The sequence below is a fragment of the Streptomyces sp. NPDC007875 genome, from assembly GCF_042868035.1.
Classification (GTDB): domain Bacteria; phylum Actinomycetota; class Actinomycetes; order Streptomycetales; family Streptomycetaceae; genus Streptomyces; species Streptomyces antimycoticus.
The window spans coordinates 171,316-196,308 of the sequence record NZ_JBIADZ010000015.1; the positions used below are offsets into that span (position 1 = coordinate 171,316).

General features: G+C 70.6%; 19 protein-coding genes. 9 read left to right on the forward strand and 10 right to left on the reverse strand.

Annotated elements, in window-relative coordinates; genetic code table 11:
• Positions 1-67: 67 nt before the first annotated feature.
• The gene (gene manD / locus ACFYOY_RS28815; protein WP_351890607.1) at positions 68-1,309 is read left to right on the forward strand and encodes a D-mannonate dehydratase ManD; all 1,242 of its coding nucleotides are present in this window, start codon (positions 68-70) and stop codon (positions 1,307-1,309) included.
• 42 nt (positions 1,310-1,351) lie between these two features.
• Entirely contained in the window at positions 1,352-2,335 is a 984-nt protein-coding gene (locus ACFYOY_RS28820; RefSeq protein ID WP_351890612.1) for an aldo/keto reductase, read from the forward strand.
• Positions 2,336-2,351: 16 nt separating this feature from the next.
• On the opposite strand, the gene ACFYOY_RS28825 is transcribed toward ACFYOY_RS28820, so the two are convergent.
• From ACFYOY_RS28825 to ACFYOY_RS28865, 9 genes are all read right to left on the reverse strand, one after another.
• Positions 2,352-4,298 (reverse strand): cellulase family glycosylhydrolase, encoded by a 1,947-nt coding sequence (locus tag ACFYOY_RS28825; RefSeq protein WP_351890616.1) that lies wholly within the window; start codon positions 4,296-4,298, stop codon positions 2,352-2,354.
• Positions 4,299-4,393: 95 nt separating this feature from the next.
• Positions 4,394-5,848, reverse strand: coding sequence for an FG-GAP and VCBS repeat-containing protein (locus ACFYOY_RS28830; RefSeq protein WP_351890622.1), 1,455 nt, complete (start codon positions 5,846-5,848; stop codon positions 4,394-4,396).
• A gap of 96 nt (positions 5,849-5,944) precedes the next feature.
• Positions 5,945-7,009 (reverse strand): CobW family GTP-binding protein, encoded by a 1,065-nt coding sequence (locus ACFYOY_RS28835; protein ID WP_351890628.1) that lies wholly within the window; start codon positions 7,007-7,009, stop codon positions 5,945-5,947.
• A gap of 104 nt (positions 7,010-7,113) precedes the next feature.
• Positions 7,114-8,121 (reverse strand): aldo/keto reductase, encoded by a 1,008-nt coding sequence (locus ACFYOY_RS28840; protein ID WP_351890635.1) that lies wholly within the window; start codon positions 8,119-8,121, stop codon positions 7,114-7,116.
• Between the two features lie 73 nt (positions 8,122-8,194).
• On the reverse strand, positions 8,195-10,744 hold the full coding sequence (locus ACFYOY_RS28845; protein WP_388590442.1) for a beta-L-arabinofuranosidase domain-containing protein: 2,550 nt from the start codon (positions 10,742-10,744) through the stop codon (positions 8,195-8,197).
• 116 nt (positions 10,745-10,860) lie between these two features.
• The gene (locus tag ACFYOY_RS28850) at positions 10,861-11,187 is read right to left on the reverse strand and encodes an RICIN domain-containing protein (RefSeq protein WP_351890645.1); all 327 of its coding nucleotides are present in this window, start codon (positions 11,185-11,187) and stop codon (positions 10,861-10,863) included.
• A 13-nt stretch (positions 11,188-11,200) separates the two neighbouring features.
• Positions 11,201-13,087, reverse strand: coding sequence for a family 43 glycosylhydrolase (locus ACFYOY_RS28855; protein ID WP_351890651.1), 1,887 nt, complete (start codon positions 13,085-13,087; stop codon positions 11,201-11,203).
• Positions 13,084-14,967: a family 43 glycosylhydrolase gene (locus ACFYOY_RS28860; RefSeq protein ID WP_351890657.1), complete on the reverse strand. Its 1,884-nt coding sequence runs from the start codon at positions 14,965-14,967 to the stop codon at positions 13,084-13,086. Before ACFYOY_RS28860 ends, ACFYOY_RS28855 begins: the two co-directional genes overlap by 4 nt.
• 173 nt (positions 14,968-15,140) lie before the next feature.
• On the reverse strand, positions 15,141-16,172 hold the full coding sequence (locus tag ACFYOY_RS28865; protein ID WP_351890663.1) for a hypothetical protein: 1,032 nt from the start codon (positions 16,170-16,172) through the stop codon (positions 15,141-15,143).
• Between the two features lie 279 nt (positions 16,173-16,451).
• On the opposite strand from ACFYOY_RS28865, the gene ACFYOY_RS28870 reads away from it, so the two are divergent.
• The 6 genes from ACFYOY_RS28870 to ACFYOY_RS28895 all read left to right on the forward strand — a co-directional run bounded on the left by ACFYOY_RS28870 (position 16,452) and on the right by ACFYOY_RS28895 (position 22,721).
• A complete protein-coding gene (locus ACFYOY_RS28870; protein WP_351890668.1) occupies positions 16,452-17,537 on the forward strand; it encodes a MerR family transcriptional regulator in 1,086 nt (361 codons plus the stop codon).
• Between the two features lie 178 nt (positions 17,538-17,715).
• Positions 17,716-19,710 (forward strand): beta-L-arabinofuranosidase domain-containing protein, encoded by a 1,995-nt coding sequence (locus ACFYOY_RS28875; RefSeq protein WP_351890675.1) that lies wholly within the window; start codon positions 17,716-17,718, stop codon positions 19,708-19,710.
• 187 nt (positions 19,711-19,897) lie between these two features.
• Positions 19,898-20,128: a hypothetical protein gene (locus ACFYOY_RS28880; RefSeq protein WP_078646228.1), complete on the forward strand. Its 231-nt coding sequence runs from the start codon at positions 19,898-19,900 to the stop codon at positions 20,126-20,128.
• Between the two features lie 129 nt (positions 20,129-20,257).
• Entirely contained in the window at positions 20,258-21,052 is a 795-nt protein-coding gene (locus ACFYOY_RS28885) for an ABC transporter substrate-binding protein (protein ID WP_351890686.1), read from the forward strand.
• 41 nt (positions 21,053-21,093) lie between these two features.
• On the forward strand, positions 21,094-21,879 hold the full coding sequence (locus tag ACFYOY_RS28890) for an amino acid ABC transporter permease (RefSeq protein ID WP_059146648.1): 786 nt from the start codon (positions 21,094-21,096) through the stop codon (positions 21,877-21,879).
• Positions 21,880-21,884: 5 nt separating this feature from the next.
• Positions 21,885-22,721, forward strand: a complete 837-nt coding sequence (locus ACFYOY_RS28895) for an amino acid ABC transporter ATP-binding protein (RefSeq protein ID WP_351890694.1) — start codon at positions 21,885-21,887, stop codon at positions 22,719-22,721.
• Positions 22,722-22,780: 59 nt separating this feature from the next.
• Here the strand turns inward: ACFYOY_RS28895 and ACFYOY_RS28900 are convergent, their stop codons facing one another.
• Positions 22,781-23,434 carry a hypothetical protein gene (locus ACFYOY_RS28900; RefSeq protein WP_388590447.1) on the reverse strand — a complete coding sequence of 218 codons (654 nt, stop codon included), beginning with the start codon at positions 23,432-23,434 and terminating at the stop codon, positions 22,781-22,783.
• 371 nt (positions 23,435-23,805) lie between these two features.
• On the opposite strand from ACFYOY_RS28900, the gene ACFYOY_RS28905 reads away from it, so the two are divergent.
• The gene (locus tag ACFYOY_RS28905; protein ID WP_388590449.1) at positions 23,806-24,849 is read left to right on the forward strand and encodes a LacI family DNA-binding transcriptional regulator; all 1,044 of its coding nucleotides are present in this window, start codon (positions 23,806-23,808) and stop codon (positions 24,847-24,849) included.
• Positions 24,850-24,993 lie beyond the last annotated feature (144 nt).

The following is a 24,993-nucleotide window of genomic DNA, read 5'->3' on the forward strand; positions in this document are numbered from 1 at the left end:
AGAGCTGCCCGTACGGCGTGATCGCCGAAAGGGACCGATCAAGCAGAACAAGGGAATGGGGTATGCGGTGAGGATCGAGTCGGCCGAGGTCGTCATCACCAGTCCGGGTCGCAATTTCGTCACCTTGCGCATCGTCACCGAGGACGGGGTCACGGGCCTGGGGGACGCCACGCTCAACGGCCGTGAGCTGGCCGTCGCCTCGTATCTGCGGGACCACGTGGTGCCGCTGCTGCTCGACCGGGACGCCTCGCGCATCGAGGACACCTGGCAGTATCTGTACCGCGGGGCGTACTGGCGGCGCGGTCCGGTGACCATGGCCGCCATCGCGGCCGTCGACACGGCGCTGTGGGACATCAAGGCAAAGGCCGCCGGGATGCCGCTGTACCAGCTGCTGGGCGGGGCCTCGCGCAGCGGGGCGCTGGCCTACGGACACGCCTCCGGCCGGGACGTCCCCGAGTTGCTCGACTCCATCCGCGCCCATCTGGAGCAGGGCTATCGCGCGATCCGCGTGCAGACCGGCATCCCGGGGCTGGCCTCGGTCTACGGGGTGGCCTCCTCCAGCGCGGGCGGCGGGGAGCGATACGACTACGAACCCGCGCGCCGGGGGTCGGGGCCCCGCGTGCTGCCCGCCGAGGAGAGCTGGGACACCCGGGCCTACCTGCGCCATGTGCCGACGGTGTTCGAGGCCGTACGGCAGGAGTTCGGCCCGGAGCTGCCGCTGCTGCACGACGGCCACCACCGGATGACACCCATCCAGGCGGCCCGGCTCGGCAAGGCGCTGGAGCCGTACGACCTGTTCTGGCTGGAGGACGCCACGCCCGGCGAGGACCAGGCGGCGCTGCGGCTCATCCGGCAGCACACCACCACCCCGCTGGCCATCGGCGAGGTCTTCAACCACGTCCACGACTACACCACCCTGCTGAACGAGCGGCTGATCGACTACGTGCGCTCGGCGGTGACCCACACCGGCGGGGTCACCGCCATGCGCAAACTGCTGGACCTGGCCGCGGTCTACGGAATCAAGTCCGGCATCCACGGCCCGACCGACATCTCCCCCGTGGGCATGGCCGCGGCGCTCCATCTGGATCTGGCCATCCACAACTTCGGCATACAGGAGTACATGCCGCACACCGCCGACACCCTGGAGGTCTTCCGCACCTCCTTCCGCTTCGAGGACGGGCTGCTGCACCCGTCCGACACCCCGGGCCTGGGCGTCGAGCTGGACACCGAGGCCGCCGGACGCTTCCCGTACCAGCCCGCCTATCTGCCGGTGAACCGGCTGGCGGACGGCACGGTGCACGACTGGTGAGCGGGGGTACGGTGAGCGTCGCAGCAGGAGAGAAGAGGGAGCATGGAGCAGCGTGAGTTCGGCCGGCTCGGCCGGAAGGTCTCGGTCGTGGGCCTGGGAACCTGGCAGCTGGGCGCGGACTGGGGCGAGGTCGGCGAGCAGGACGCCCTGGCCGTGCTGGAGGCGGCCGTCGAAGCGGGCGTGACGTTCTTCGACACCGCCGATGTGTACGGGGACGGGCGCAGCGAGCAGCTCATCGGGCGGTATCTGCGGGAGCGGCCGGACGCCGGGATCTTCGTGGCGACCAAGATGGGGCGGCGGCTGCCGCAGCTCGAGGAGAACTACACCCTGGACAATTTCCGCGCCTGGACCGACCGGTCGCGGGCCAATCTCGGGGTGGACACCCTGGATCTGGTGCAGCTGCACTGCCCGCCGTCCTCGGTGCACTCCTCGGAAGCGGTCTTCGACGCGCTGGACACGCTGGTGGCGGAGGAGCGTGTGGCGGCGTACGGGGTGAGCGTCGAGACGTGTGCGGAGGCGCTGGCGGCGATCGCGCGGCCTGGAACGGCGAGCGTGCAGATCATCCTCAACCCGTTCCGGCTCAAGCCGCTGGAGGAGGTGGTGCCGGCGGCGCGGGAGGCCGGTGTGGGGATCATCGCGCGGGTGCCGCTGGCGTCCGGTCTGCTGTCGGGGAAGTACACCAGGGACACCGTCTTCGCCGAGAACGACCACCGCACCTTCAACCGGCACGGCGAGATGTTCGACCAGGGCGAGACCTTCTCCGGCGTGGGCTTCGAGGAGGGTCTGGAGGCGGCGGTGGAGTTCGCGGAGCTGGCGCCTGAGGGAGCCACCCCCGCGCAGACCGCGCTGCGGTGGATCGTCCAGCAGCCGGGCGTCACCTCGGTCATCCCGGGGGCGCGTTCGCCCGAGCAGGCTCGGGCGAACGCGGACGCGGCGGGGCTGCCCCCGCTGCCCGGCGCCACGCTGGACGCCGTCGGCGACCTGTACGACCGGCGGCTCCGGCCCCGGGTGCACCCTCGCTGGTAGCGGTGGCCCGAGGGGCTCAGAAGCCTGCGTTCGCCGCCCACGCCGTCAGTTCGCGCTGGGCGGCGGCGCGCAGCTCCGCCGAGGGTGCGACCGTGCCGTCGGCGATCAGCGCGTAGTGCACGGTGCCGGTGCCCGCGTCGGCCGGGGCGGAGAGCACCAGCCGGCGCGCGTCGGTGCCGCCGGGCTCCGCGGCGGTGGCGATGGGGTGGTCGGCGGTGTGGCCGTGCGCGGTGTACGCGGGCGGCCCGGTGACGGTGCCCAGATCGGAGACGACGGTGGTCCGGGCGGGGTCGAAGTCGCGGGGCAGACGCAGTTCGGTGGGCGCTTCGGTGCCGTCGTCGGAGCGCCATACCAGCATGCCGTAGCGGCCGGCGCCGGTCAGCTCGGCCACGTTCGGCAGGCTGCTGGGGATGCGGTTCCAGCTGAGCGTGGTGGAGCCGTCGCGTGAGCGGTCCTCGAAGGTGAAGGCGAGGGTGCGGCCCGCGACGGCGCGCGGATAGAGCCGGTCGAGCAGCCGTGCGTCCTGGCGCAGCACGGCGTTGCCGGAGTCGTCGAGGCGGACGGCCGAGAGGTCCTCGCCGTTCCAGGCGTCGCCCTCGGTGAGGACCTTGCCGGTGTTGCCGTTCATGGCCTCGTGGTGGCGGCCGCTGTAGATGTCCCACTGCCACTGGGTGGAGGAGAGCACGGCACCGGAGGCGGCCGGCCGGGTCCACCAGGTGGCGCCGGGGAGCCGGGAGTCCAGTGCCTGGTACATGCCCTTGACGACGGTGGGGGCCTTGTCGGAGGTGAAGCCGGTCAGCGGATGGCCGAACTCGCTCATGACGGCCGGAAGGTCCAGGGCGGTGGAGCGGTCGCGCAGGGCGCCGAAGTCGCCCGCGTACTGGCCGTCGGCCGCCTTGCCGGGCATGAAGATCCCGGAGATGGCCTTCTGGTCGTAGTAGTGGGTGTTGAAGACGTAGTCGGGGCCGGGCTTTCCGGCGTCGAGGAGTCCGCCCTCCTGGCGCTGGAAGTCCAGGTTGGAGTTCCAGAACATATTGGGCTCCACGAAGGCGGGCTTGTCCTGCCAGCCCGCGGCGTCCATACCGGCGCGGAACTTCTCGTAGAAGGGCCACAGCACGCTCTTCTCCCAGGTGCGGCTGTTCTGGCCGTCGTCGTACGCGCCCGCGTACGGCTCGTTGAGCGGATCGAAGCCGGCGACGCGGGTGAACTGCTCGTCGGTGAGGTGCCGGGCGAGGTAGGTCATGGTCGTCTCGGCGGTGGCCAGGAAGGCGTCCTGGACCCGGACGGTGCCCGCGCCGGTGGTCAGGGCGCGGTTGCGCCAGAAGTCGCGGGTGGCGTTCATGACCGCCTGGTTCTGGGTGATGTTCTGGCCCCAGTGCACGCAGATGCCGCAGGACTCCTTGGGGTATCCGCCCGCGTCGATGACCCATTTCGGCGCGCCGTCACCGCTGTACCAGCTGTCCTTGTCGAAGAGACGGCCGGAGTACAGGTCCTGGTGGAAGTCGGGGAAGACCCGGATTCCGGCGTCCAGGAACGCCGTCATCTGCGCGGTGGCCTTCTCCAGATAGGCGGTGTCCACCTGGCCGGGCTCGGGCTCGGCGTGGGCCCAGGACAGCAGGAAGCGCACCGCGTTGGCTCCGGCCAGGTTCCGCATGGCGGCGGCGGATGTCCTGGCGTCGGCGGTGGAGGCGAACGGGAGCCCGCCGTTCTCCTCCAGTTTGGTCTCGCCGGACACATTGAAGCCGCGCAGCACGACCTCGCGGCCGTGTCCGTCGGCGAACCGGGTGCCGTCCACGGTCATCTGGTCCGCCGCCCGGCCGTCGAACCAGGGCGCCTCGGCCGCGGCCGCCGGAGTGCCCGGGGCCGCGGCCGCCACCAGCAACGCAGCGGCCACCCCGAGCAACCGGGTGCGACCCGGTCGGGGGCGGCCGATCCGTATCCCTCGCGTCTCATGAGTCGGCATGGACCTACCGTCCAGTAGATCTGAGGGATCGTCAACTACTCATGCACAGAACCGAGTTCGTGCCTGCAGGGGATATGGCTACCGCTGGAATCCGGCTACTGCTGGAATCCCGCGCCCAGGGCCGCACCGGCCTCCGGCGCCCCGAGGGAGTCGGGCCCGAAGGAGACGACCCCGCCCGTGGTGAGGCCGCCGGACTGGCCGCGCAGCACCCATGCCGCACCGCTGGTGGACTGGGCGCCGTCCTCGTCGGGGGCGCCCACCGCCAGGTCGTCCTTGCCGTCGCCGTCGGTGTCGGCGAGCCGGACCGCCATGGCGAAGTGGTCGCCCGCCTCCGCGGCGCCGGGGACACCGGCGGTGTCCTGGGTGAACGCCTGGGCTCCGGTGCCGGACAGCCCGCCCCGGCCGCCGTAGAGCTGGACGACGCTGCCCGCCTCCTTCTGGCCGGCTTCGAGGGCCTCGTACGGGATGCCGACGGCGATGTCCGCGTAGCCGTCGCCGTTGACGTCGCCGGAGCTGAGCGAGTAGCCGAACTGGTCGCCGTCCTCGTTGACGCCGGGGACGCCCGCGGTGTTCTGGTCGATGGTCGTGGTGCGGGTGGTGCTCGGCCCCGAGGCGGTGCCGTAGAGGACCTTCAGGGTGCCGTGGTCGTACGGCAGGTCCTCGACGACGTTCCCCGGGACCGTGCGCAGCACCAGATCGCCGTGGCCGTCCTTGTCGACGTCGCCGATGGTCGCGGAGGCGGCGTCGGTGAGGTCCTTGACCTTCGGCGACAGGCCCTTGTCGTCCCCCTTGAAGAACAGGCTGGACTCGGACATCTCCTCGAAGGCGTGGGTGGAGACGAGGTCGTCCTTGCCGTCGCCGGTGATGTCGCCCGCGGTCAGACTGGTCGGCCCGTCGAACCTGCCGGTGTCGGAGAACGAGCTGCCCGCGTCCTTGCCGTCGCGGGTGAACGGGCCGAGACGGACGCGCAGGCCGGTCTTCTCGTCCTCCGAGCCCTCGTCGACGGTGACCACATCGACCAGGTCGGCCTTGCCGTCGCCGTTGAAGTCACCGCCCACGATGTCGCTGGAGCCCCAGTGGTCGCCGTTGCCGGCGGGCAGCTGGGTGCCACCGGTCAGGCCGTTCGCCGAACCCCACAGGACCGTGATGGCCGGGGAGTCACCGGCCTGGACCGCCAGATCGGTGTAGCCGTCGCCGTCCAGGTCGCGGGCGACCGAATGGGCCCCGAAGTACGCCGACGCGGCGGGGTCACCGGGGACACCCTCGGTGGCCTGGCTGATGACCTGGCGGTGGGCGGTGTCCGCACCGGAGGCGGAGCCGTAGACCACGGCGACGTAGCCCGCCTTGGCCTTGCCGTCCACCGTGCCGGCGGGGGCGGAGACGGCGAGGTCGGCGCGTCCGTCCTTGTTGAAGTCGACCTTGGGGGCGGCGGCCGCGGCGGTGCGGGACTCGGCGGCGCCCGCCGAGGGCAGGGCGAGTAAAGCGGGGGTGGTCACAAGTGCCACCACTGTCGCGCAGCGCACGACGGTGGTGAGGGAACGGGAGCGCACAGATCCTCCTGCTCGTTGATGAGCGTTTACCTCATGTACACCCACCAGGACCCGTGACGCCGTCTCAGGGTTGCACCGCCGTTCCCATGGATTTCCCTAGTCCGCCTCGTCCACATGGCGGAGCACGCCCATCATGTGCGTGTCCTCGACCTCTTCCGCGGGTGCCGCCACGCACTCGCCCAGCCGCTTGGTGAGGGTGTCGGCGTCGATCCCGGTGCCGATCATCACCAGCTGGGTGGTGCGGGGCTCACCGGGCTCCCAGGGCGACGGCTGGAAGCGGAGATACGAGCCGACCGCGTGCAGGGTGAACTTCCGCTCCCGGCCCGCGCCCGCGAAGTGGAGGAAACCCTTGGCGCGGTAGAGCCCCGCCGGGAGGCTGTCGAGGAACGCCATCAGCCGGCGCGGATGCAGCGGCTCGGCCGCGGTGAATTCCATGCTCTCGTAGGCGGCGTGGAGGTGGTGGTCGTGGTCGTGGCCGTCGCCGCACTCGTCCTCGGCACCCACGTCGTCGCCCCACACATCGGCGAACGAGAGCTGCCGGAAGCCTTCCTCGGAGGTCTCGCGGGGCCGGTGGTCGAAGAGGAGCGCGGGGTCGACGCGCCCGTGCGCGGCGGCCAGGACCGGCGCGCCGGGGGCGATCTCCTGGATGGTCTCCACAAGATCCCGGCGCTCGTCCTCGGCGACGCGGTCGGTCTTGTTGAGCACGATGAGGTCCGCGGCGCGGACATGGCGGTCGAGCTCGGGGTGGCGGACGCGGGTGTCCGGGAACTCCGCGGCGTCCACGACCTCCACCAGGCCGCCGTAGACGATCCGCTCGTTGGTGCTGGACAGCAGCGTACGGATCATGCTCTGCGGCTCGGCGAGGCCGCTGGCCTCGATCACCACGACATCGATGCGCAGCTCCGGATCGGTGAGCCGGTCGAGCATCTCGTCCATCTCGGAGGCGTCCGCCGCGCAGCACAGACAGCCGTTCTCGATCGGGATCATCGAATCGACCTGTCCGGCGACGGCCATGGCGTCGATGTTGATCGATCCGAAGTCATTGACGATGACGCCGATGCGGGTGTCCGCGCTGTCCCGCATCAGATGGTTGAGCATCGTCGTTTTCCCGGAGCCCAGAAAACCCGTGACGAGAATGACCGGAATCCGTTGTGTGGCCAAGGTTGCGTCTCCGTGCGGCGGTTCGTGGCGGTCTCGGGTGACCGCTCATGCTATCCGTCCGCGGGCCGGGCCGATCCCCGGCCCGCGGACGTCAGCGAACCCCGTCAGGGAATCTCGATGCCCGCCTCGGCCGAGAGGCGGTCGATCTCGGCCAGCTCGGCGTCGCTGAAGGCGGGCGAGTCCAGCACCGAGACGTTCTGCTCCAGCTGGGCGACGCTGCTCGCGCCGATCAGCACCGAGACCACCCGGGGGTCGCGCAGCACCCACGCGAGCGCCAGCTGGGCGAGGGTCTGGCCGCGCCCCTCCGCGAGCTTGTTGAGGGCGTGCAGCAGGGACAGCCGCTCCTCGGTGAGCGTCTCGCGCTTGAGGAAGTGGCCGAGCGCCATGCGCGAATCGGCCGGCACCCCGTGGAGATACCGGTCGGTGAGCTGTCCCTGCGCCAGCGGCGAGAAGGCGATGACCCCCACGCCCGCCTCGGCGGACGCCTGCAGCACCCCGCCCTCGACCCCGCGCTGGAGGATCGAGTACGGATACTGGTTGATCAGATACGGGGTGCGCAGGTCCTTCAGGATCGCGGCGGCCTCGGCGATCGCCTCCGGCGGGTAGTTGGACAGGCCCGCGTAGAGCGCCTTGCCCTGGCGCACCGCGCTGTCGAGGGCGCCCATCGTCTCCTCGAGCGGGGTGTCCGGGTCGAAGCGGTGGGAGTAGAAGACATCGACGTAGTCCAGCCCCATCCGGGACAGCGACTGGTCGAGGCTGGCCAGGACGTATTTGCGCGAGCCCCACTCGCCGTACGGCCCCGGCCACATGAGGTGTCCGGCCTTGCTGGCGATGAAGAGCTCATCGCGATAAGGGCGGAAGTCCTGGGCGAAGATCGAGCCGAAGTTGGTCTCGGCGCTGCCGGGCGGCGGACCGTAGTTGTTGGCCAGATCGATATGGGTGACACCGAGGTCGAAGGCGCGGCGCAGCACAGCGCGCTGGGTCTCCAGGGGGTGGGTGTCGCCGAAGTTGTGCCACAGGCCGAGCGAGACCTTCGGGAGCAGCACACCACTGCGCCCGCAGCGCTGGTACTGCATGGAGTCGTAGCGGTTCTCGGCGGCGAGGTGGACCATGCGCGTCGTCCTTGTCCATACGGTGCGATTGGGAGCGGGCAGGCCGTGGGGACGACCCGCCCGCCTGAGCTTGTCAGCTTTGGGCCAAAGTGGCGACCTCATTCCCGCTGAGTGTTCTGCCGTACACGCGGAAGTCGTCGAACGCGGCCTTGAGGTACGGGTCCGGGTACTGCGACTTGCCGAGGTAGCCGGCCCGGATGTGGTTGCCGAAGTGGACGGGCTCGACGGTGATGGCGGTGTTGCGTCCCACCTCGCGCCCGCCTACGTAGAGGACGGCGGTGCCGGTGCCGTAGGCGACGGCGACATGGACCCACTGGTCGGTGGGCAGCGGGGCGGCCTCGATGCGCTGCTCGGCTCCGCCGCCGCCCGCGGTGATGGCGAAGCGCAGCTTCCCGGAGTCGGCGACGGGGGTGAGGAACATATTGGCGGTCACCCCGGTGCCGATGTCGAAGATCCGGGCCCAGGCGGTGGGGGTGCCGTCCAGCCGGACCCAGGTGGCCAGGGTGTACGCCCGGGCGCCGGCCAGGAGGTCGTCGGCGAGGACGACATGCCCGTCCGTGCCGTTCAGGGCGAGGGCTCCGCCGGTCCTGCCCGCCGTCCAGGAGGCCCCACCGGTGAGCCGGGCGGTCTTCGCCCGGCCGGTGGCGTCGGCGGCGGTGGTGCCGGAGGTCTCGTCGAAGCGGTGCCAGGCGGCGAAGGCGGGCGGCGGGGTGGGCGGCTGCCCGGTCAGCCAGTACACGTTGTAGTGCTGGTGGTGGACGCGGGCGACCGGCAGCAGGGTCACGCTCTCGCCACTGGCCGTGGCGCTGAACCGCATGGGGCTCGTGGCGCTCTGGGCCACGGTTCCCTTGTCCAGGCGCGGCATGGTCATTCCGGTGCGGCCGCCGTACGCTCCGGCGAGCACGACGGGCCCGTAGAGCGCGGCCTGGACGTCGGGGTCGTCGGGGGTGGGGTCGAACGTCAGCTTCATCGGCAGGGTCACCTCGACCCGGTCGCCGGTCTTCCACTGGCGGTCGATGATCAGCCGGCTGCCGGGGGCCGGCCGGTCGGCGAGGGTGGTGCCGTTGAGCGTGGCGCGGGCTCCCGCCGCCCAGGAGGGGATGCGGACGCGCAGTTCGAGGGAGGCACCGCCGGAGGTGACGGTGAGGGTGGTGGTCTGCTGGTCGGGGAAGCCGGTGGTCTGGCGCCAGGTGATGCCCTTGTCCTGCCAGCGCAGCTCGGAGGGGATGAAGAGGTTCACCAGCAGGCTGCGGTCGGCGTAGGTGTAGATGGTGTCGGCGAACTTGGCCTGGGTCTCCATGCCGCTGCCGTGGTCGCAGGAGAAGTTGTCGTAGTCGGTGGAGTACTGGTTGGGGTCGGTGCCCATGAAGGACGGCTGCTGTTTGAAGGAGCCGGGGGCGAGACCGGTGTAGTAGATGTTGAAGCCGTGGGCCGAGTCCGGGTCCTGCTCGCCCAGCATCTGGTTGAGCAGGGTGCGCTCGTAGTAGTCGAGCAGATCCGTGCGCTCCGGCGCGTGGAAGTGGATCAGCCGGGTGAGCTTGAGCATGTTGTAGCTGTTGCAGTTCTCGCAAGCGTTGTTGGAGAGCTGGGCGGCGATGGCGTCGGGCTCGTGGAACGCCTCCCCGTTGCTGTTCCCGCCGATGACGTAGGTGTGATGATCGGTGACGATCTTCCAGAAGTTCTCGCCGATGGTGCGGTAGCGGCTGTCGAGCCCCTCCTCCCACAGCCGCATGGCGCCCACCATCTTGGGGATCTGGGTATTCGCGTGCAGCCCGGCGAGCCGGTCCTCGTTCCGGGCGAGCGGGTCGAAGACGCGGGCGTGGGTGAAGCGTTCGGCGACCTTCAGCCAGCGGCTGTCGTCGGTGATCTCGTGCAGATCGGCGAAGACGTCGTTCATGCCGCCGAACTCGGTCTGCAGCACCCGCTGCATCTGGTCGTAGCTCAGCCTCCCGGTGCGGGTGTCGACCCAGGCGGCCTGGCGCAGCACGGTCTGAAGGGCCTCGGCGTTGCCCGCGAGCCGGTACTGGTCGACGAGCCCGGCCATGATCTTGTGAATGGTGTAGTACGGGGCCCACACTCCGGTACCGGCCTCCAGCCGGTCGAAGAAGCTCTCGGGGAACGCCGAGAGGTAGCCCTGGCCGTAGCCCGCGGCCGGGGACCTGGCCTGGCAGGCGGCGAGCGCCGAGACCAGTGTGCGGCCCTTGTCGCGCAGCGCGGTGTCACCGGTGGCCGCGTAGGTGAGGGCCAGTCCGGACAGCAGGTGGCCGGTGCTGTGGCCGCGCAGTTCCGTGGTGGGGCTCTCCCAGCCGCCGCAGGGCTGGGCGGCGCTGGGGAGGCCGACGTTGAGGCGGAAGGTGTGCAACAGCCGGTCGATGTCCACGAAGCGCAGATAGGCGGTGTTGCGGGACTGGTTGTCCTTGAAGGCACCAGGGAGCAGGGTCACGGCGGTGAGCGGAAAGGGCTGGACGCCGGTCAGCGCCTGGGGCTCCCGGTGGGTCGCGGCCTGGGTGGCGCCCGGAGGCGCCGCCGCGGCGGTGGATCCGGCCGCGACGGTGAGCGCCACGGCCGCGGCCCCGGTGGCGGTGGTGGTGATGAAGTGCCGTCTGTCGACTGGTTCGCTCATGACTGCCCTCACTGAGGTTCGAAATTACGAACGATGTCCGACATCATGTGCACCGTGAAGGTACCGGCCCTCCTGGGCAAGTCAACAGCCCTCAGGCACCGGCGGTGCGGGTGCGGTCAGCCGCGCTGCCACTGCTGGTTGGCGCCGCCGGTGCAGCTCCGCCGGAGGAGTGCGGCCTTGTCCACCGTGGACTCGTCGGCGACGTCCAGGCACTTGCCGCCGGAGCGGGCGGTGAACCGGACGTAGCCGTCATGTGCCGCTGTGCCGGGCCCCCAGCGTGGCGTACGGACCGCCGAAACAGTTCCCCCAGCTGTCGCCCAGGTAGAGGGAGGAGGGGGTGCGGCTGGCCTGCACGGGCCGGACGTACGCGGTCTGCGAGCCGTGGGCGGACCCCCGCCGGCGGGGCCAGGAGCCCGAGGACGGCGGCCACGGCCAGGGTCCACAGACGGCCGCGCCTCACACGGTCTCCTTCAGGACGGTGAAGTGGCGGGCGAATCCGGTGAGCCCGGGCAGCTCCCGGATCGGGGTCCAGGTCCGGAAGCCGTCGAGGCTGTCGCTGTAGTAGTACTTCTGCTCGGTGTAGCCGTCGAAGTAGATCCGCCAGCCGCCGTTGTCCAGGCGCGCCAGCGCCGGTCCCTCGCGCCAGCTTCCCCAGCCCGCCCAGTCGCCGGTGCCGCTGAGGGTGTACGGCCCGCCGAGGCTGTTCGCCGTCGCGTGCTCGATGTACTTGGTCGTCTCCTGCTTGGTGAAGGCGTGGTACTGCCCGGCGTGGCGGACGACGAAGGTGTCGATGTAGTTGGCGGTGTCCAGACCCCTGAGCGGTGTCGGCGTGGTCCATGACGACAGCGACGCGTCGGTGGCGGTGAGCAGATGCGGCCGGAAGATGTAATCGGGGGTGGAGGCGGTGTCCAGCGAGACGATGATGTTGACGCTGCCGCCGTCGTCCACGAAGAACTCCGGCGCCCAGGTGCGCTCCAGCCCGGACACCGGCAGGGTGTGATTGCGGACGAAGGTCCAGGTGAGGCGGTCGCGGCTGCGCGCGAAACCGATGGTGTTCCCGGTCCAGTCGGTCGTGTAGACGATGTAGTAGTAGCCGTCGGTGTGCTTGATGACGCTGGGGTCGCGGATGAGCCCGGACGGCGGGGTGTAGGCGGGTCCCTTGAGCAGCGTGTACGTCGTCGCGTCGGACGACTGGTAGACGTACATGTTCGACTCGCTGCTGTTGGTGAACGCCGTCATGGTGTAGCGGGTGGCGGCCGCGGTGTCCCGTGCGGGCGTGTCGGCCACGGGCACGCCGAAGTCCGGGGTGCCGTCGGCCTTCCAGCCGAGGGCCTGGACGCGGGTGTGCCGGTTGGGGTCGTTCAGCGGGTCCCCGGTGATGTCCTTGTACTGGCGGGCGTGGTAGACGAGGAGGTCGGTGCGGCCGTCCTCGGCGACGGTGAAGGAGTTGTGGCCGGGACCGTACTGCTTGGTGGTGTCATTGCTGGTGAAGACCGGCTGCGGGCTCTTCTTCCAGGACGCGGCGGCGAGCAGGTCGCTGCCGGCGGAGGCGGTCAGCAGCCCCATGCAGTAGTTGGCGTCGGTGGCACTGGCGGAGTAGGTGAGGAAGACACGGCCGTTCCGCTGCAGGACCGAGGGGCCCTCGTTGACCTTGAAGCCACGGGTCTCCCAGTCGTACGTCGGCCGGGAGATCTCCACCTGGGGGCCGGTGATGCTCCATGGGTTCGCCATCCGGGCGAGGTAGATGCTCGAGTTGTTGCCGACGTCCGGGTTGCTCTGCGCCCAGACGAGATAGCGGGTGCCCTGGTGGGTGAAGGTGGAGGCGTCCAGGGAGAAGGAGTCGATGGGTGTGACGATGCGGCCCTTCTCGGTCCAGGTCCCGGCGAGGGGGTTGGCGCTCGCGTTCTCCAGCACCCACATCCGGATCTTCCAGACGTCGTCCGCGGGGGCCGAGGCGAAGTAGATGTACCACTTGCCGTCGATGAAGTGGATTTCCGGGGCCCATATGTGGGCGCCCATGTCGCCGCTGGTGTGCTTCTTCCAGATCACCGACTCGGCGGCGGTGGCCAGGCCGCCGATGGTCCTGGAGCGCCGCAGGACGATGCGGTCGTACTCGGGGACGGTGGCCGTGAAGTAGTAGTAGCCGTCGGTGTGCTTGAGGATATGCGGATCGGCGCGGCGGCGGACCAGCGGATTGGCGTACGAGGCGGCCTTGGCGGCGGCCCGCGGCGCGCTGGGGGTGGCGGCCTGCGCGATCCCGGGTGTTCCGGCGGCCGCCCCCAGGGCGAGGGCGCCCATCACCACGCGCCTGCGGCTGGGCTGGTGTTCTTCGCTGCGGCTCATGCGGTTCTCTCCTGCTCTGGCTGGTGATGCGCCTGAGGCCGGACGGGCGTGATGCCGGCCTGCGTCGGGCGGATCGGCTGGATGGTGCCGTCGGGGTTGAACCGCATCCGGTCGATGGCGACTTCGCGATGGGTGCCGTCGCCGCCGGGGCGGGCGAAGCGGTGGTAGACGATGTACCACTCGTCGCGGCCCGGGACCTGGATGACGGAGTTGTGGCCGGTGCCGAGGATCTGATCGCCGGTGTCCTTGGCCAGGACCGGGTTGCCCGCCGCCTTGGTGAAGGGGCCGAGCGGTGAGTCGGAGACTCCGTAGGCCACGCGGTAGTCGGGGCTGCGGGTGTCGTCCTCCGACCACATCGCGTAGTAGCGGCCCGCGCGCTGGAAGACGGTCGGCGCCTCGTTGTAGCCGGGCGGGGTGATCTTCACCGGCTGGGTGGCGAAGGAGACCATGTCGTCGTTCAGCCGGGCCGCCTCGAAGGCGCCCTGCCCGAAGTAGAGGTAGGGGGTGCCGTCGTCGTCCACGAAGGCGTCCGGGTCGATCGACTGGTGGCCGAACTGCCCCTTGGCGACCAGCGGTTTGCCGAGCGCGTCGGTGAACGGTCCCCCAGGGCCTGCGGACTTGGCGACACCGATGGACTGGCAGGCGCTGAAGTACATCCAGTAGGTGTCGCCCTTCCTGACCACCGAGGGGGCCCAGGCGTTCTCCTGGCACCAGGAGACATCGGCGAGGTCGAGGGCGGGGCCGTGGTCGGTCCAGTGGACGAGGTCGGGTGAGGAGAAGCCGTTGAAGCGGGTGCCGCTCCAGCCGGGGTGGCCGTCCTCGGTGGGATAGATCCAGTACCGGCCCTCGGCGTAGATCACATCGGGGTCGGCGTGGTAGCCGGGCAGGGCGGGGTTGGCATCGCCGGGCCGCACGGTGGCGGTCTCCCGGATGACGGTGCCGTGGCGCACCACGCCCGACAGGCCGGACAGCTCCTGTTTGGGCGTCCAGTGCTCCAGGTCGGCGCTGTCGCTGTAGTAGTACTTCTTGACGGTGTAGCCGTCCATGAACATGCGATAGCCGCCGCCGGGGAGGGCGACGATGGTCTGGCCCTCCAGCAGGCTGCCCCATCCCGCCCAGTCGCCCTTGCCGGTGAAGCGGTACGGACCGGTGATGCGGTCGGCGACGGCGTGCTCGATGAGTTCGCCCGTGGCGTTCTTGGTGAACGCGTGGTAGGTGGCGCCCTTGCGGACCACGAAGGTGTCGATATAGCCGTTGTAGTCGCTCTCGCTCGGCGAGACGCCCTCGAGCGGCTGGGGCTCGCTCCACCGGGTGAGCGTGTCGTCGAGCGCGGTGAGGACGTGGGGCTGGAAGTGCCGGTAGGCGGTGGGCCCGGTGGACAGCGAGACGACGATACGGACCTTGCCGTCGGGCGCGTCGGTGAAGAACTCCGGTGCCCAGGTGTTGTTGGCGGCCACGCCGTGGTCGATGTCGGCGAGATGGGTCCAGGTGCGGCGGTCGTCGCTGACGGCGAGACCGAAGGTGGTGCCGGTCCATCCGGTGGTGTACGCGACGTAGTAGCGGCCACCGCGGTGGATGACGCTGGGGTCGCGGACGAGACCGGCGGGCGGGGTGTACGCCTTGTCCTGGACCGACCAGAAGTCGCGCGCGTCGTCGGACCCGTAGACATACATGTTGCTCTCGCTGCTGTTCGTGAAGGCGGTGAACAGATAGCGCGAGACCGTGGTGGACTGCTGCACGGCACGTCCGCTCCCGTGGCTCCGGTCGTGCTCCGCGGCGTGCACACGGCTCGCGGTGAGGGGAACCACGAGAGCGAGGGCGGCCAGCAGCGCGAGCAGCGCTGCCGGCGCTCTCCAGGGTCGGGTGGCATGCGGGGGCATCAGAGGGCTCCTGCGATCCGAAGTGATCGAATTTGTTCGGAGATTAAGGGTTCTGATGACTTCCGACAGCCCCTGGAGAGGGTGCGAAAGTTTCGAAAACCGGGGAGCCCTGGAAGACGCGCGATGAGGTGGTGCGGTGAGCCGAGCGGATCAGCGATGCGGCGAGGGGCGGATCAGACGAACGTCTGGCGCTGCAGCCAGAGGTCCCTGGCGGTTCCGCTGCCCTGAATGAAGACGTAGAGCAGATTCTCCTCGTTGAGGATGGGGACGCCGACGCCCGCGGAGCCGACGACCCCGCCCAGGGACTGGAAGCCACTGTAGGTCGCGCCGTTCTCCGTGGTCTGCACGGCGACCCACAGGGCGTTGTCGGTGGCCTTGATGAACACGTTGACCCGGCCGTCCTGGGCCAGGGCGCAGGTGGGCCGCCAGACGATCTGCGCGCCGAGACTCACGGGGGCGCCGAACGTGGTGTAGTCGTCGCTCTGCCCGACGCGCCGGACGGTCCCGTCGGAACCCCGGTAGAAGATCTGCACCCGGCCCGCCGCGTCGAGGCATACCGAGGGGCGGCTGGTCACGTTGGAGGCATCGAGGGAGAAGGGCTCCCAGACGGTGGAGTTCTCGGTCTGCTGCTGGATGGTGTACAGCGTCTCGCCCGCACCCTTGACCGCCACCACGATCCGCCCTCCGCCGTCGAGGATGGGCGACGGCGTGGCGAAGATGCCACCGCCCAGCGATGTGGCGGCGGTGTAGGTCTCGTACTGCAGATCCTGGTTGCGGAGGTACCACAGGGCGTCGTCGGCGCCGGGGAAGAACACATAGATGCGGCCATCGGCGCCGAGCGCGGCGGCCGGGTCGTCCCCGATGCCGGTGGCCAGGATCTGGGGCGGTCCGTACCCGGAGTTGATGGAGGTCTGGGTGATGACCTCCAGATTGTTGCCCGGGGTGCGGTAGAAGACCCGGACCTTGCCGTCCTTGCCCCGGATCGGCGCGGGGATGCCGTCGACGGACAGGCCCGCGTACTGCTGCCACGGACCCCAACTGCCGTCGCGGGCCTCCACCCTGCTCCACAGGACGTTGGACCCGCCCCGGATGAAGACCTGCACCCGGTCGTCGGCGAACGCGACCGGGGCGGGCTCGGAGTGGATGCCGCCCTGCAGGTTGATCCAGGTGCCCCAGACGGTGCCGGGGGTGGTGGAAACGGTCATGAGAGGACCTCCCTCTTCTCGTGAAGCCACGAGACTGCACGGATACACCGTCAATTCCCGGGGAAAGCATGGCGGATACCCGAAGAAGGGAAGATGTATGGATATGACCGATTCATTGTTATGAGGGACTGATATCAGATTAAATACGCTCGCTTGCTGTGGAAATTCATCGCGTGAGAGGAGAGATTCTGATCGCGGACCCGCCGTTGACCTTCCCCAAGGGGGAAGCCCGAGCATCGTGGTCGCCGGGCGAGGTGCCCGGCGGCGAGGAGGGCGAACATGGGGCTGCTGACCATCGGTGCGTTCGCGAGGGCGTCGCGGCTGTCCCCCAAGGCGCTGCGCCTGTACGACGAGCTCGGGCTGCTGCCGCCCGCCCGCGTCGATCCGCACTCCGGCTACCGGCTCTACGATCCGGCACAGCTGGAGCGGGCCCGTCTGGTGGCGTGGCTGAGGCGGCTCGGCATGCCGCTCGCCGAGATCCGGGCGGTGTGCGAGCTGGACCCGGAGGCGGCCGCGCGGGAGGTGCGCGCGTACTGGGCGCGGGTCGAGGCCGACACCGCGGCCAGGAGGGACCTGGCCGCCTTCCTCGTCGACCATCTGTCCGGGAGGGACACCACGATGTCTTCCGACCACACCACCCTGGGAATCCGCTACGCCGTGCTCTCCGACACCGGCTCGGTCCGGGAGAGCAATGACGACGCCGGGTACGCCGGTCCGCGCCTGCTGGCCGTGGCTGACGGATTCGGCGGCGGACGGCACGCCGGCGAGGCGGCGATCGAGGCGCTCAAACCGCTGGATGCGGGCGTCCCGGGCGGGGAGTTGCTGAGCGCCCTGGAGGAGGCGGCGCACCGGGCCCGGGAGTCGGTCTCGGCGCTGGCCGCGTCCGACCCCGCGCTGCGGGATGTCGGCACGACGCTCACCGCGATGGTGTGGTCGGGCTCCCGGCTGGGCCTGGTCCATATCGGCGACTCGCGCGCCTATCTGCTGCGCGACGGCGAGCTGTTCCAGATCACCCATGACCACACCGTGGTCCAGTCGCTGCTCGACGAGGGGCGGATCACCCCCGAGGAGGCCGCCTCGCACCCCCAGCGGGCGCTGCTGCTGCGCGCCGTGGGCGGCGGTTCGGCGTTCGAGCCGGACTTCGCCCTGCGGGACGCCCGCGCCGAGGACCGCTATCTGCTGTGCTCGGACGGGCTGACGGGGGTCGTGCCCGCCGGGGAGATCCGGCGGGCGCTCGCCTCGGAGGACGACCCGGGCACGGCCGCACGGCAGTTGGTCGCCCTCGCCAACCGCGCGGGCGGGCCCGACAACGTCACGTGTGTGGTGGCCCATGTGGCCGAGCGGAGGACGCTGACCTCGGCGTAAAGCCGCCGCCTGCCCGTCTCACCCGCCCACCGTGACCGCTTGTTGAACGTTGATGAATGGTGTGCGCAAAGGCTTGTCGGCCGGAAGAACGCCTCCTTATGCTCGCGGCGGAAATCGCTTTCCACTCCTGCCGGCCGGGAGACAGGCATGGCCGGCGGCGCGGCGTAAGGGGCAGGGCATGTCCGCAGGTCCGATCCGGCTCTCCCGGGGAGCGCACACCGCGCTCCGCCCGGCCACCGCGGCGCGGATCACCGGAGGCTTCTGGGCCGCCAGACGCCGTGTCAACGCCGAAGTGAGCGTTCCCCAGGGGCCGGACCGGCTGGAGCGGGCGGGCAATCTCGCCAATCTGCGGGCCGCCGCGGGGGCGGCGCCGGCGGAGTCCGGTTTCCGGGGTGACTTCCCGTTCCAGGACTCCGATGTACACAAGTGGCTCGAGGCGGCGTCCTGGCAGCTGGCGGACGGCGGCGAGGGGCCGGCCGAGGAGGAGCTGGCCCGGCAGGTGGAGCGGCTCGCCGGGCTGGTCGCGGCCGCGCAGGCCGAGGACGGCTATCTGCAGACGTACTACCAGCTGGGGCCGGACGCCCGGCGGTGGGCGGAACCGCACTGGGGGCACGAGCTGTACTGCGCGGGCCACCTCATCCAGGCCGCGGTCGCGCACCACCGGGCCACCGGCGCGCACGGGCTGCTCGATGTGGCGGTGCGCTGCGCCGATCTCGTCGACGCCACGTTCGGGCCCGGCAGGAACGAGACGGTGTGCGGACATCCGGAGATAGAGACGGCGTTGGTGGAGCTGTACCGGGAGACCGGTGAGCGGCGCTATCTCGATCTGGCCGGGTACTTCGTGGACCGGCGCGGGCAGGGGAGCCTGGGCGACGGCCCGGCGGAGGGCTCGCCCGGCCCCCGGCCCGGGGCACCCTACTGGCAGGACCACACCCCGGTGCGGGAGGCGACGGCGGTCGCCGGGCATGCGGTGCGCCAGCTGTATCTCCTGGCCGGGGCCGCGGATGTGGCGGCGGAGACCGGCGACGCGGGGCTGCGGGACGCCCTGGTGCGGCTGTGGGAGGACATGGCCACGACGAAGACCTATCTGACGGGCGGGGTGGGGTCCCGGCACGAGCTGGAGTCCTTCGGGGACGCGTACGAGCTGCCGCCGGACCGGGCGTACGCGGAGACCTGCGCGGCCATCGCCGCCATCCACTTCGGATGGCGGATGGCGCTGCTGACCGGGGAGGCCCGCTACAGCGATCTGGTGGAGCGGACCCTGTTCAACGGCTTCGCGTCGGGGGTGTCGATCGACGGTGAGCGCTGGCTCTATGTGAATCCGCTGCAGGTCCGCCAGGACGATGAGAGCCGTAAGGATGCCACCGGTGACCAGAGCGCTTACCGGACGCCGTGGTTCCGCTGTGCCTGCTGCCCGCCCAACGTGATGCGGCTGCTGGCCTCGCTGCCGCACTACATGGCGAGCGGCGACGCCCAGGGACTGCAGCTGCACCAGTACGCGTCCGGCTCGTACGAGGCGGGCGACGGGGCGGTACGGGTGGGGACCGGCTACCCCTGGGAGGGGCGGATCGCGGTGGTCGTGGACGCGGCCCCGCAGGACACGGACTGGACGCTGTCGCTGCGCATCCCGCACTGGGCGACGGCGTACGAGGCGACGGTTGGCGGGGAGCCGGTGGCCGAGCGGGCCGAGAACGGCTGGCTGCGGCTGCGGCGGCGCTGGCGGCCCGGCGAGACGGTGGTGCTGAGCCTGTCCCTGGACGCCCGGCTCACCCGGCCCGATCCGCGGGCCGACGGGGTGCGCGGCTGCGCCGCGATCGAGCGCGGCCCGCTGGTGTACTGCCTGGAGCAGCCCGACCAGCCCGCCGGGCTGCGGCTGGACGACATCGCCCTCGATCCGGATGCCGCGCTGAGCGCGGAGCACCGGCCGGACCTGCTGGGCGGGGTGACCGTGATCACCTCCCTGGCCCTGCGCCATGCCGTCGCGCGCGACGGGTGGTGGCCATACCGCGACGGCGGCGTGGGGTCGGGCGGCGGCGGGCGCCCCGGCGGGGACGCGGGCGGCACGGAAGCCCTCGATCCGGTCCCGGTGACCGCGATCCCGTACTACGCGTGGGCGAACCGCGAGCCCGGCGCGATGCGGGTGTGGACCCCGCTCCAGACCCTGGCCGGCTGACCTTCGCAGGACCGATCCAGGCCCCTGAACTGCTGGTCTTCTATTCACGCCCGGAGCGGCTGATCTCCACCGGACCCGGGCATGTCCCGCGCGGTGTCCACCGGAACTCGGCGGACACCCCATGCGTTCACCGCTCGAGGAACACGCTCTTGTGCCCGAGCGGCACCATGGCAACGGGAGGTGCCCCTTGAGCACCGGATCCACGCCCCGCGGGGACGATGACGCGGACGGCTGGGACGACGTCACCCTCGACGAGGACTTCATACGGGACGCCGAGGTCGCCGAGCCCGCCGCGCGCACCCGGATGCTGACCGCGCGGTGGCGGCGCGGCGCGCCCGAGCCCCAGCCCTGGCGGGCGGACGAGCCGCCGGCCGGCTGGTTCTGGAGCAAGCGCCGCAAGCGGCGCCGACGGCGCTGACCTCGCCTCTCCGTTATCCGGTCGCAATTGCGCGCGTAAAGACACCGCGGCATATCCGGTGGGAGGATTCGGCCCGACTCACTGATCATGAGGTCCGCGGTCGTCCGCCGACCCTGTCCCGGAGGTGCCGTGTCCGCTCGCTCCGCGTTGCCCGTCATAGCCGTCGCCGCCGTATCCGCCCTCCTGGCCGGGTGCACCAGCACCAAGTCGTCCGGGTCCGGCGGCGACGACATCAGCCTGGTGAATTCCGGGAAGCTCACGACCTGCACGCATCTGCCCTATCCGCCCTTCCAGTCCAAGCAGGGCAAGAAGATCGTCGGCTTCGATGTGGACATGGTCGACCTCGTGGCCTCGGCGCTCGATGTGAAGCAGGAGATCGTGGATACGCCCTTCGAGGGCATCCAGTCCGGGGAGGACCTCAATACCAACCAGTGCGACGTGGCCGCCGCCGGGATGACCATCACCGACGTACGCGAGAAGAACCTCGACTTCTCCGCTCCGTATTTCGAGGCCACGCAGGCGCTGCTCACCACCAAGGGCAAGCCCTACAAGTCCCTCGCCGACCTCAAGGGCAAGAAGCTCGCGGTCCAGCAGGGGACCACCGGTGAGAGCTACGCCCAGAAGCACGCCAAGGGTGCCAAGCTGGTCCAGTTCGAGGATCTCGCGCTGCTGCTGACCGCCGTCAAGACCGGGCAGACCGACGCGGGCATCAACGACAACGGTGTGCTCTACGACTACGTCAAGGACAACGCCGACACCACGGTGACGGCCGAGTTCGACACCGGCGAGCAGTACGGCATCGCCGTGCGGACCGGCAATGACGCGCTGCGCAAGAAGATCGACGCGGTGCTGAAGGACGCCCGGGCGGACGGCTCTTACGACCGGATCTACAAGAAGTGGTTCGGCACCGCGCCCAAGAAGTGACACCCGCTGACGGCCATCGGAGCTGAGGAGTCCGCACACTTATGGCAATGACCCGCCGGCAGCGGGCGCGGGCGATACGAGCGGTGCAGTACGCCGTGCTCATCGCCCTGCTGCTCGCCATCGTCCTGGCCGCGGACTGGGGTGAACTGCGGCGCGCCTTCTTCGACGCCGAGGTCGCCCGGTCCCTGTTCCCCGACATCATCACCACCGCCCTGGTCAACACGGTCGTCTACACCCTGCTCGGGTTCGGCTTCGGCCTTGTCCTGGGGGTGGTGCTGGCGCTGATGCGGCTCTCGCAGGTGCCGCCGTACCGCTGGCTGGCGGTCGCCTACATCGAGTTCTTCCGCGGGGTGCCCGCGCTGCTGGTGTTCATCGCGCTGGGCTTCGGGGTGCCGCTCGCCTTCCAGGTGGCGCTGGACCGGCACGTCACGGTGATGCTGGCGCTGGGGCTCGTCGGAGCCGCCTACATCGCGGAGACGATGCGGGCGGGCATCCAGGCGGTGCCCAAGGGGCAGATGGAGGCGGCGCGTTCGCTGGGCATGTCCCACAGCCGGGCGATGGCCTCGATCATCATCCCGCAGGCGTTCCGCATCGTCCTGCCGCCGCTCACCAATGAACTCGTGCTGCTGACCAAGGACTCGTCCCTGGTCTATCTGCTGGGGCTGTCCCTGGACCAGTACGAACTGTCCAAGTTCGGCCGGGACGCGCTGAATCAGCACCGCAGCCTCACCCCGATCCTGGTCGCCGGGGTGTGCTACCTGATCATCACCGTTCCGCTCGGCCATCTGGTGCGCCGGCTCGAGGCCCGTTCGGCGAAGGCGAGGTGACCGGTATGAAGGAGACGACGGTGGTGAAGGAGACCGGCGATGCGGACGGCATCGCCATCCACGTGGCGGGTCTGCACAAGTCCTTCGGCGCGCTGGAGGTGCTCAAGGGCATCGACCTCACCGTCCGGCGGGGCGAGGTGGTCTGTGTCATCGGCCCGTCGGGATCCGGCAAGTCGACGCTGCTGCGCTGTGTGAACCTCCTGGAGGAGCCGACCTCGGGCTCGGTCACCGTGGCGGGCACCGAGGTCACCGACCCGGACGTGGACATCGACCGGGTGCGGCGGCGGATCGGCATGGTGTTCCAGGCGTTCAACCTCTTTCCGCATCTGACCGCCCTGGAGAACCTCACCATCGCCCAGCGGCGCGTACTGCGCCGCGACAAGGCGGAGGCGGTACGGATCGGGCGGGACACTCTGCGGCGGGTCGGCCTGAGCGACAAGGAGTCGGCCTATCCGGCGCAGCTGTCGGGTGGCCAGCAACAGCGGGTGGCCATCGCCCGGGCGCTGTCCATGGAACCGGAGTTGATGCTCTTCGACGAGCCGACCTCGGCGCTCGATCCGGAGCTGGTCGGCGATGTGCTCGCCGTGATGCGCGCCCTCGCGGACGAGGGGATGACCATGCTGGTCGTCACCCATGAGATGAGCTTCGCGCGGGAGGTCGCCGACCGGGTCGTGTTCATGGACGACGGGGTGATCGTGGAGGAGGGCGGACCGGAGCAGGTCGTGTCCGATCCGGTCCATCCCCGCACCCGGGCCTTTCTCACCCGGGTGCTCAACCCGGCCGCGGCGCGGGTCGGGGAGGTGCCGGACACGGGCCCGCACGGAGCGCGGATCGACCGCTGAGCTCCGTGCGGGCGGCTCCTCGTGCGAGCGGCTGAGCTTCGTACGGGCGCGGGTCCGTGTCAGCGGGCCGGACACAGGTCGCGCAGGTCGATCGCGTCGGCCATGGCCTGCGGTCCCGCGAGAACGCGGTTGCCCGCGATCCCGGCGTTCAGCCCCCGAGGCAGCGCTGCGGGGGCAGCGCGCGCGGCCGGGCCGCGAGCCGGTCCGGCCGGCGGCGGTTGGCGCTCGACGTCGATCCGGAGCCGTCGGTGATGGAGTCGCCGAGCGCGACCACACTGCCCAGGGCGGGGTGCGCCGAGCACGTCCACACCCGTCACGTAGTACCAGGAGCTGGTGGTGGCGGTATACGCGGCGCCGCTCTCCTGCGCGGTGTGGTCGCCGTCCGGCGCCAGGAACGAGGTCTGCGGGGCCGAGTGGTGGTACGTCGCCGGGCCCGAGCCGACCGGTGTGCAGAGGGTGATCAGCGGGTTGGAGTCCGGGGCCACCCGCGGCTGCACCGGATCGCCGACCACGTCCTGACCGGCCGCAACCGTGACCGAGGCCGTATGGCGGAAGGTGGCCGTGCGCATGGTCCCGGCACGGGCGCCCGCGCCCTTGGGCGCTCCGCTCTCCTGCAAGGCGGCGGCCACGCAGGTGAGTTGGAGGGGCGCCCTGCCGAGGCGGTTGGTCACCCGTACGCGGACGGCGTGGCCGCCGACGCTGGTGTGCATCACATTGCGGATCGACTGACCGGGCAGGGCGGCGACGGTCCCGGACGCCGCGGCCTCCCAGGTGCCGGTCCAGACATGGCCGGGGGACGGGGGCGGGGCCCGGGTGGGAGGTGGCGGCCCAGGCGGGCCCCTGCAGCGGCAGGAGGGCGAGGACCAACGCGGCCAACAGGAGATGGCGCGGGGAGCGGGCAAGGTTTCGGCGGGCAGGGTTTCGGCGGGTGGCAGGCAACGTTTCGGCGGGCGGCGGCGACAAGGAGGCGTGGGCGTCCCCCCTCGACTCCCGGGTCTTCCCGGCGACTTGAGGCGGCCTTAGGGTAGAAACCGATTGCTGCCCGGTCAGGGTTCCACGTGGGCGGTTAGGGAAGGGAGTCTCGATGGCTCGTTCCTCGGGATCGACGGGGCCCACGCTGGCGGTCGTCGCCCGTGAGGCGGGTGTGTCGGTACCGACCGCTTCGAAGGTGGTCAACGGCCGGGAGGACGTGGCCCCCGAGACCCGTCGCCGGGTCACCGAGGTCCTGGACCGCCTGGGGTACATCCGCAGGCCGCGCTGCGAGACGCCCAAACCGGCCGCAATGGTCGACCTGGTGGTGCACTCACTCGACAACGCGTGGTCGGGGGCGGTGCTGCACGGCGCGGCGGAGGCGGCGCACGAGGCGGGACTCGAGCTGGTGGTCTCGGCCGCGGCCACCCGTGGCCGGGGCGGCTCGAGCGAGCGCGGCTGGCCGGACAAGCTGTACGCCCGGGGCAGCTCAGGCGTGCTGTTCCATCTCACGGAGCTCGCGCCCGCCCAGTACGCCTGGCTGGATGAGCACCGGATCCCGTTTGTGCTGATCGACCCCGCGCACGACCCGCCGCCCGGGGTGCCGTCCGTGGCGGCCGCCAACTGGCAGGGCGGGATGGCCGCGACCGAGCACCTCATCGGGCTGGGGCACCGCCGGATCGCGGTGATCGGCGGCCTGGGGCGGGCGGTGCGCGACGGTGGCCGGGTCGCCGGGTACCGGTCGGCGATGGCGGCGGCCGCTTTGCCGGTGCCGTCCGCGTATGTGCGCTACGGCGACATCAGCGAGGCCGGGGCGCGCCACCGGATGGCCGAGCTGCTGGATCTGCACGAGCCGCCCACGGCCGTCTTCGTCTGCTCCGATCAGATGGTGCCGGGTGTGTACCAGGCGGCCGGGGAACGGGGGCTGAGGGTGCCGCGGGACATCAGCGTCGTGGGCTTCGACGATCTGCCGCAGGCCCGCTGGATCACGCCCGCGCTGACGACGGTCCGTCAGCCGCTGTCGGAGATGGCGGCCGCGGCGCTGCGCAAGCTGCTGCGGCTGATGACCGGCGAGATACCGGAGGCGATCCGGACCGAGCTGTCCACCCGGGTCATGGTCCGGTCCAGTACCGCTCCCCCACTTCGCGCTCTCTTATGACCGAGGGCTCGAACGCTGCACGGCTGTCCGGACGGGCCCGTATCACCAATCCCATCCCTCACACCTGATATGCCATCCTTCACCGCACCGCCCATCCACGCCGCCCATCCGCGCCGCCCACCCATATCGCCCCAGTTCGTCGCC

Coding starts and splice junctions, on each gene's coding strand:
- ACFYOY_RS28845 (WP_388590442.1), bottom strand. CDS start 10,744: ATGAGCGAACCAGTCGACAGACGGCACTTCATCACCACCACCGCCACC.
- ACFYOY_RS28855 (WP_351890651.1), bottom strand. CDS start 13,087: ATGAGCCGCAGCGAAGAACACCAGCCCAGCCGCAGGCGCGTGGTGATG.
- ACFYOY_RS28820 (WP_351890612.1), top strand. CDS start 1,352: ATGGAGCAGCGTGAGTTCGGCCGGCTCGGCCGGAAGGTCTCGGTCGTG.
- ACFYOY_RS28860 (WP_351890657.1), bottom strand. CDS start 14,967: ATGCCCCCGCATGCCACCCGACCCTGGAGAGCGCCGGCAGCGCTGCTC.
- ACFYOY_RS28890 (WP_059146648.1), top strand. CDS start 21,094: ATGGCAATGACCCGCCGGCAGCGGGCGCGGGCGATACGAGCGGTGCAG.
- ACFYOY_RS28825 (WP_351890616.1), bottom strand. CDS start 4,298: ATGCCGACTCATGAGACGCGAGGGATACGGATCGGCCGCCCCCGACCG.
- ACFYOY_RS28840 (WP_351890635.1), bottom strand. CDS start 8,121: ATGGTCCACCTCGCCGCCGAGAACCGCTACGACTCCATGCAGTACCAG.
- ACFYOY_RS28895 (WP_351890694.1), top strand. CDS start 21,885: ATGAAGGAGACGACGGTGGTGAAGGAGACCGGCGATGCGGACGGCATC.
- ACFYOY_RS28870 (WP_351890668.1), top strand. CDS start 16,452: ATGGGGCTGCTGACCATCGGTGCGTTCGCGAGGGCGTCGCGGCTGTCC.
- ACFYOY_RS28905 (WP_388590449.1), top strand. CDS start 23,806: ATGGCTCGTTCCTCGGGATCGACGGGGCCCACGCTGGCGGTCGTCGCC.
- ACFYOY_RS28875 (WP_351890675.1), top strand. CDS start 17,716: ATGTCCGCAGGTCCGATCCGGCTCTCCCGGGGAGCGCACACCGCGCTC.
- ACFYOY_RS28865 (WP_351890663.1), bottom strand. CDS start 16,172: ATGACCGTTTCCACCACCCCCGGCACCGTCTGGGGCACCTGGATCAAC.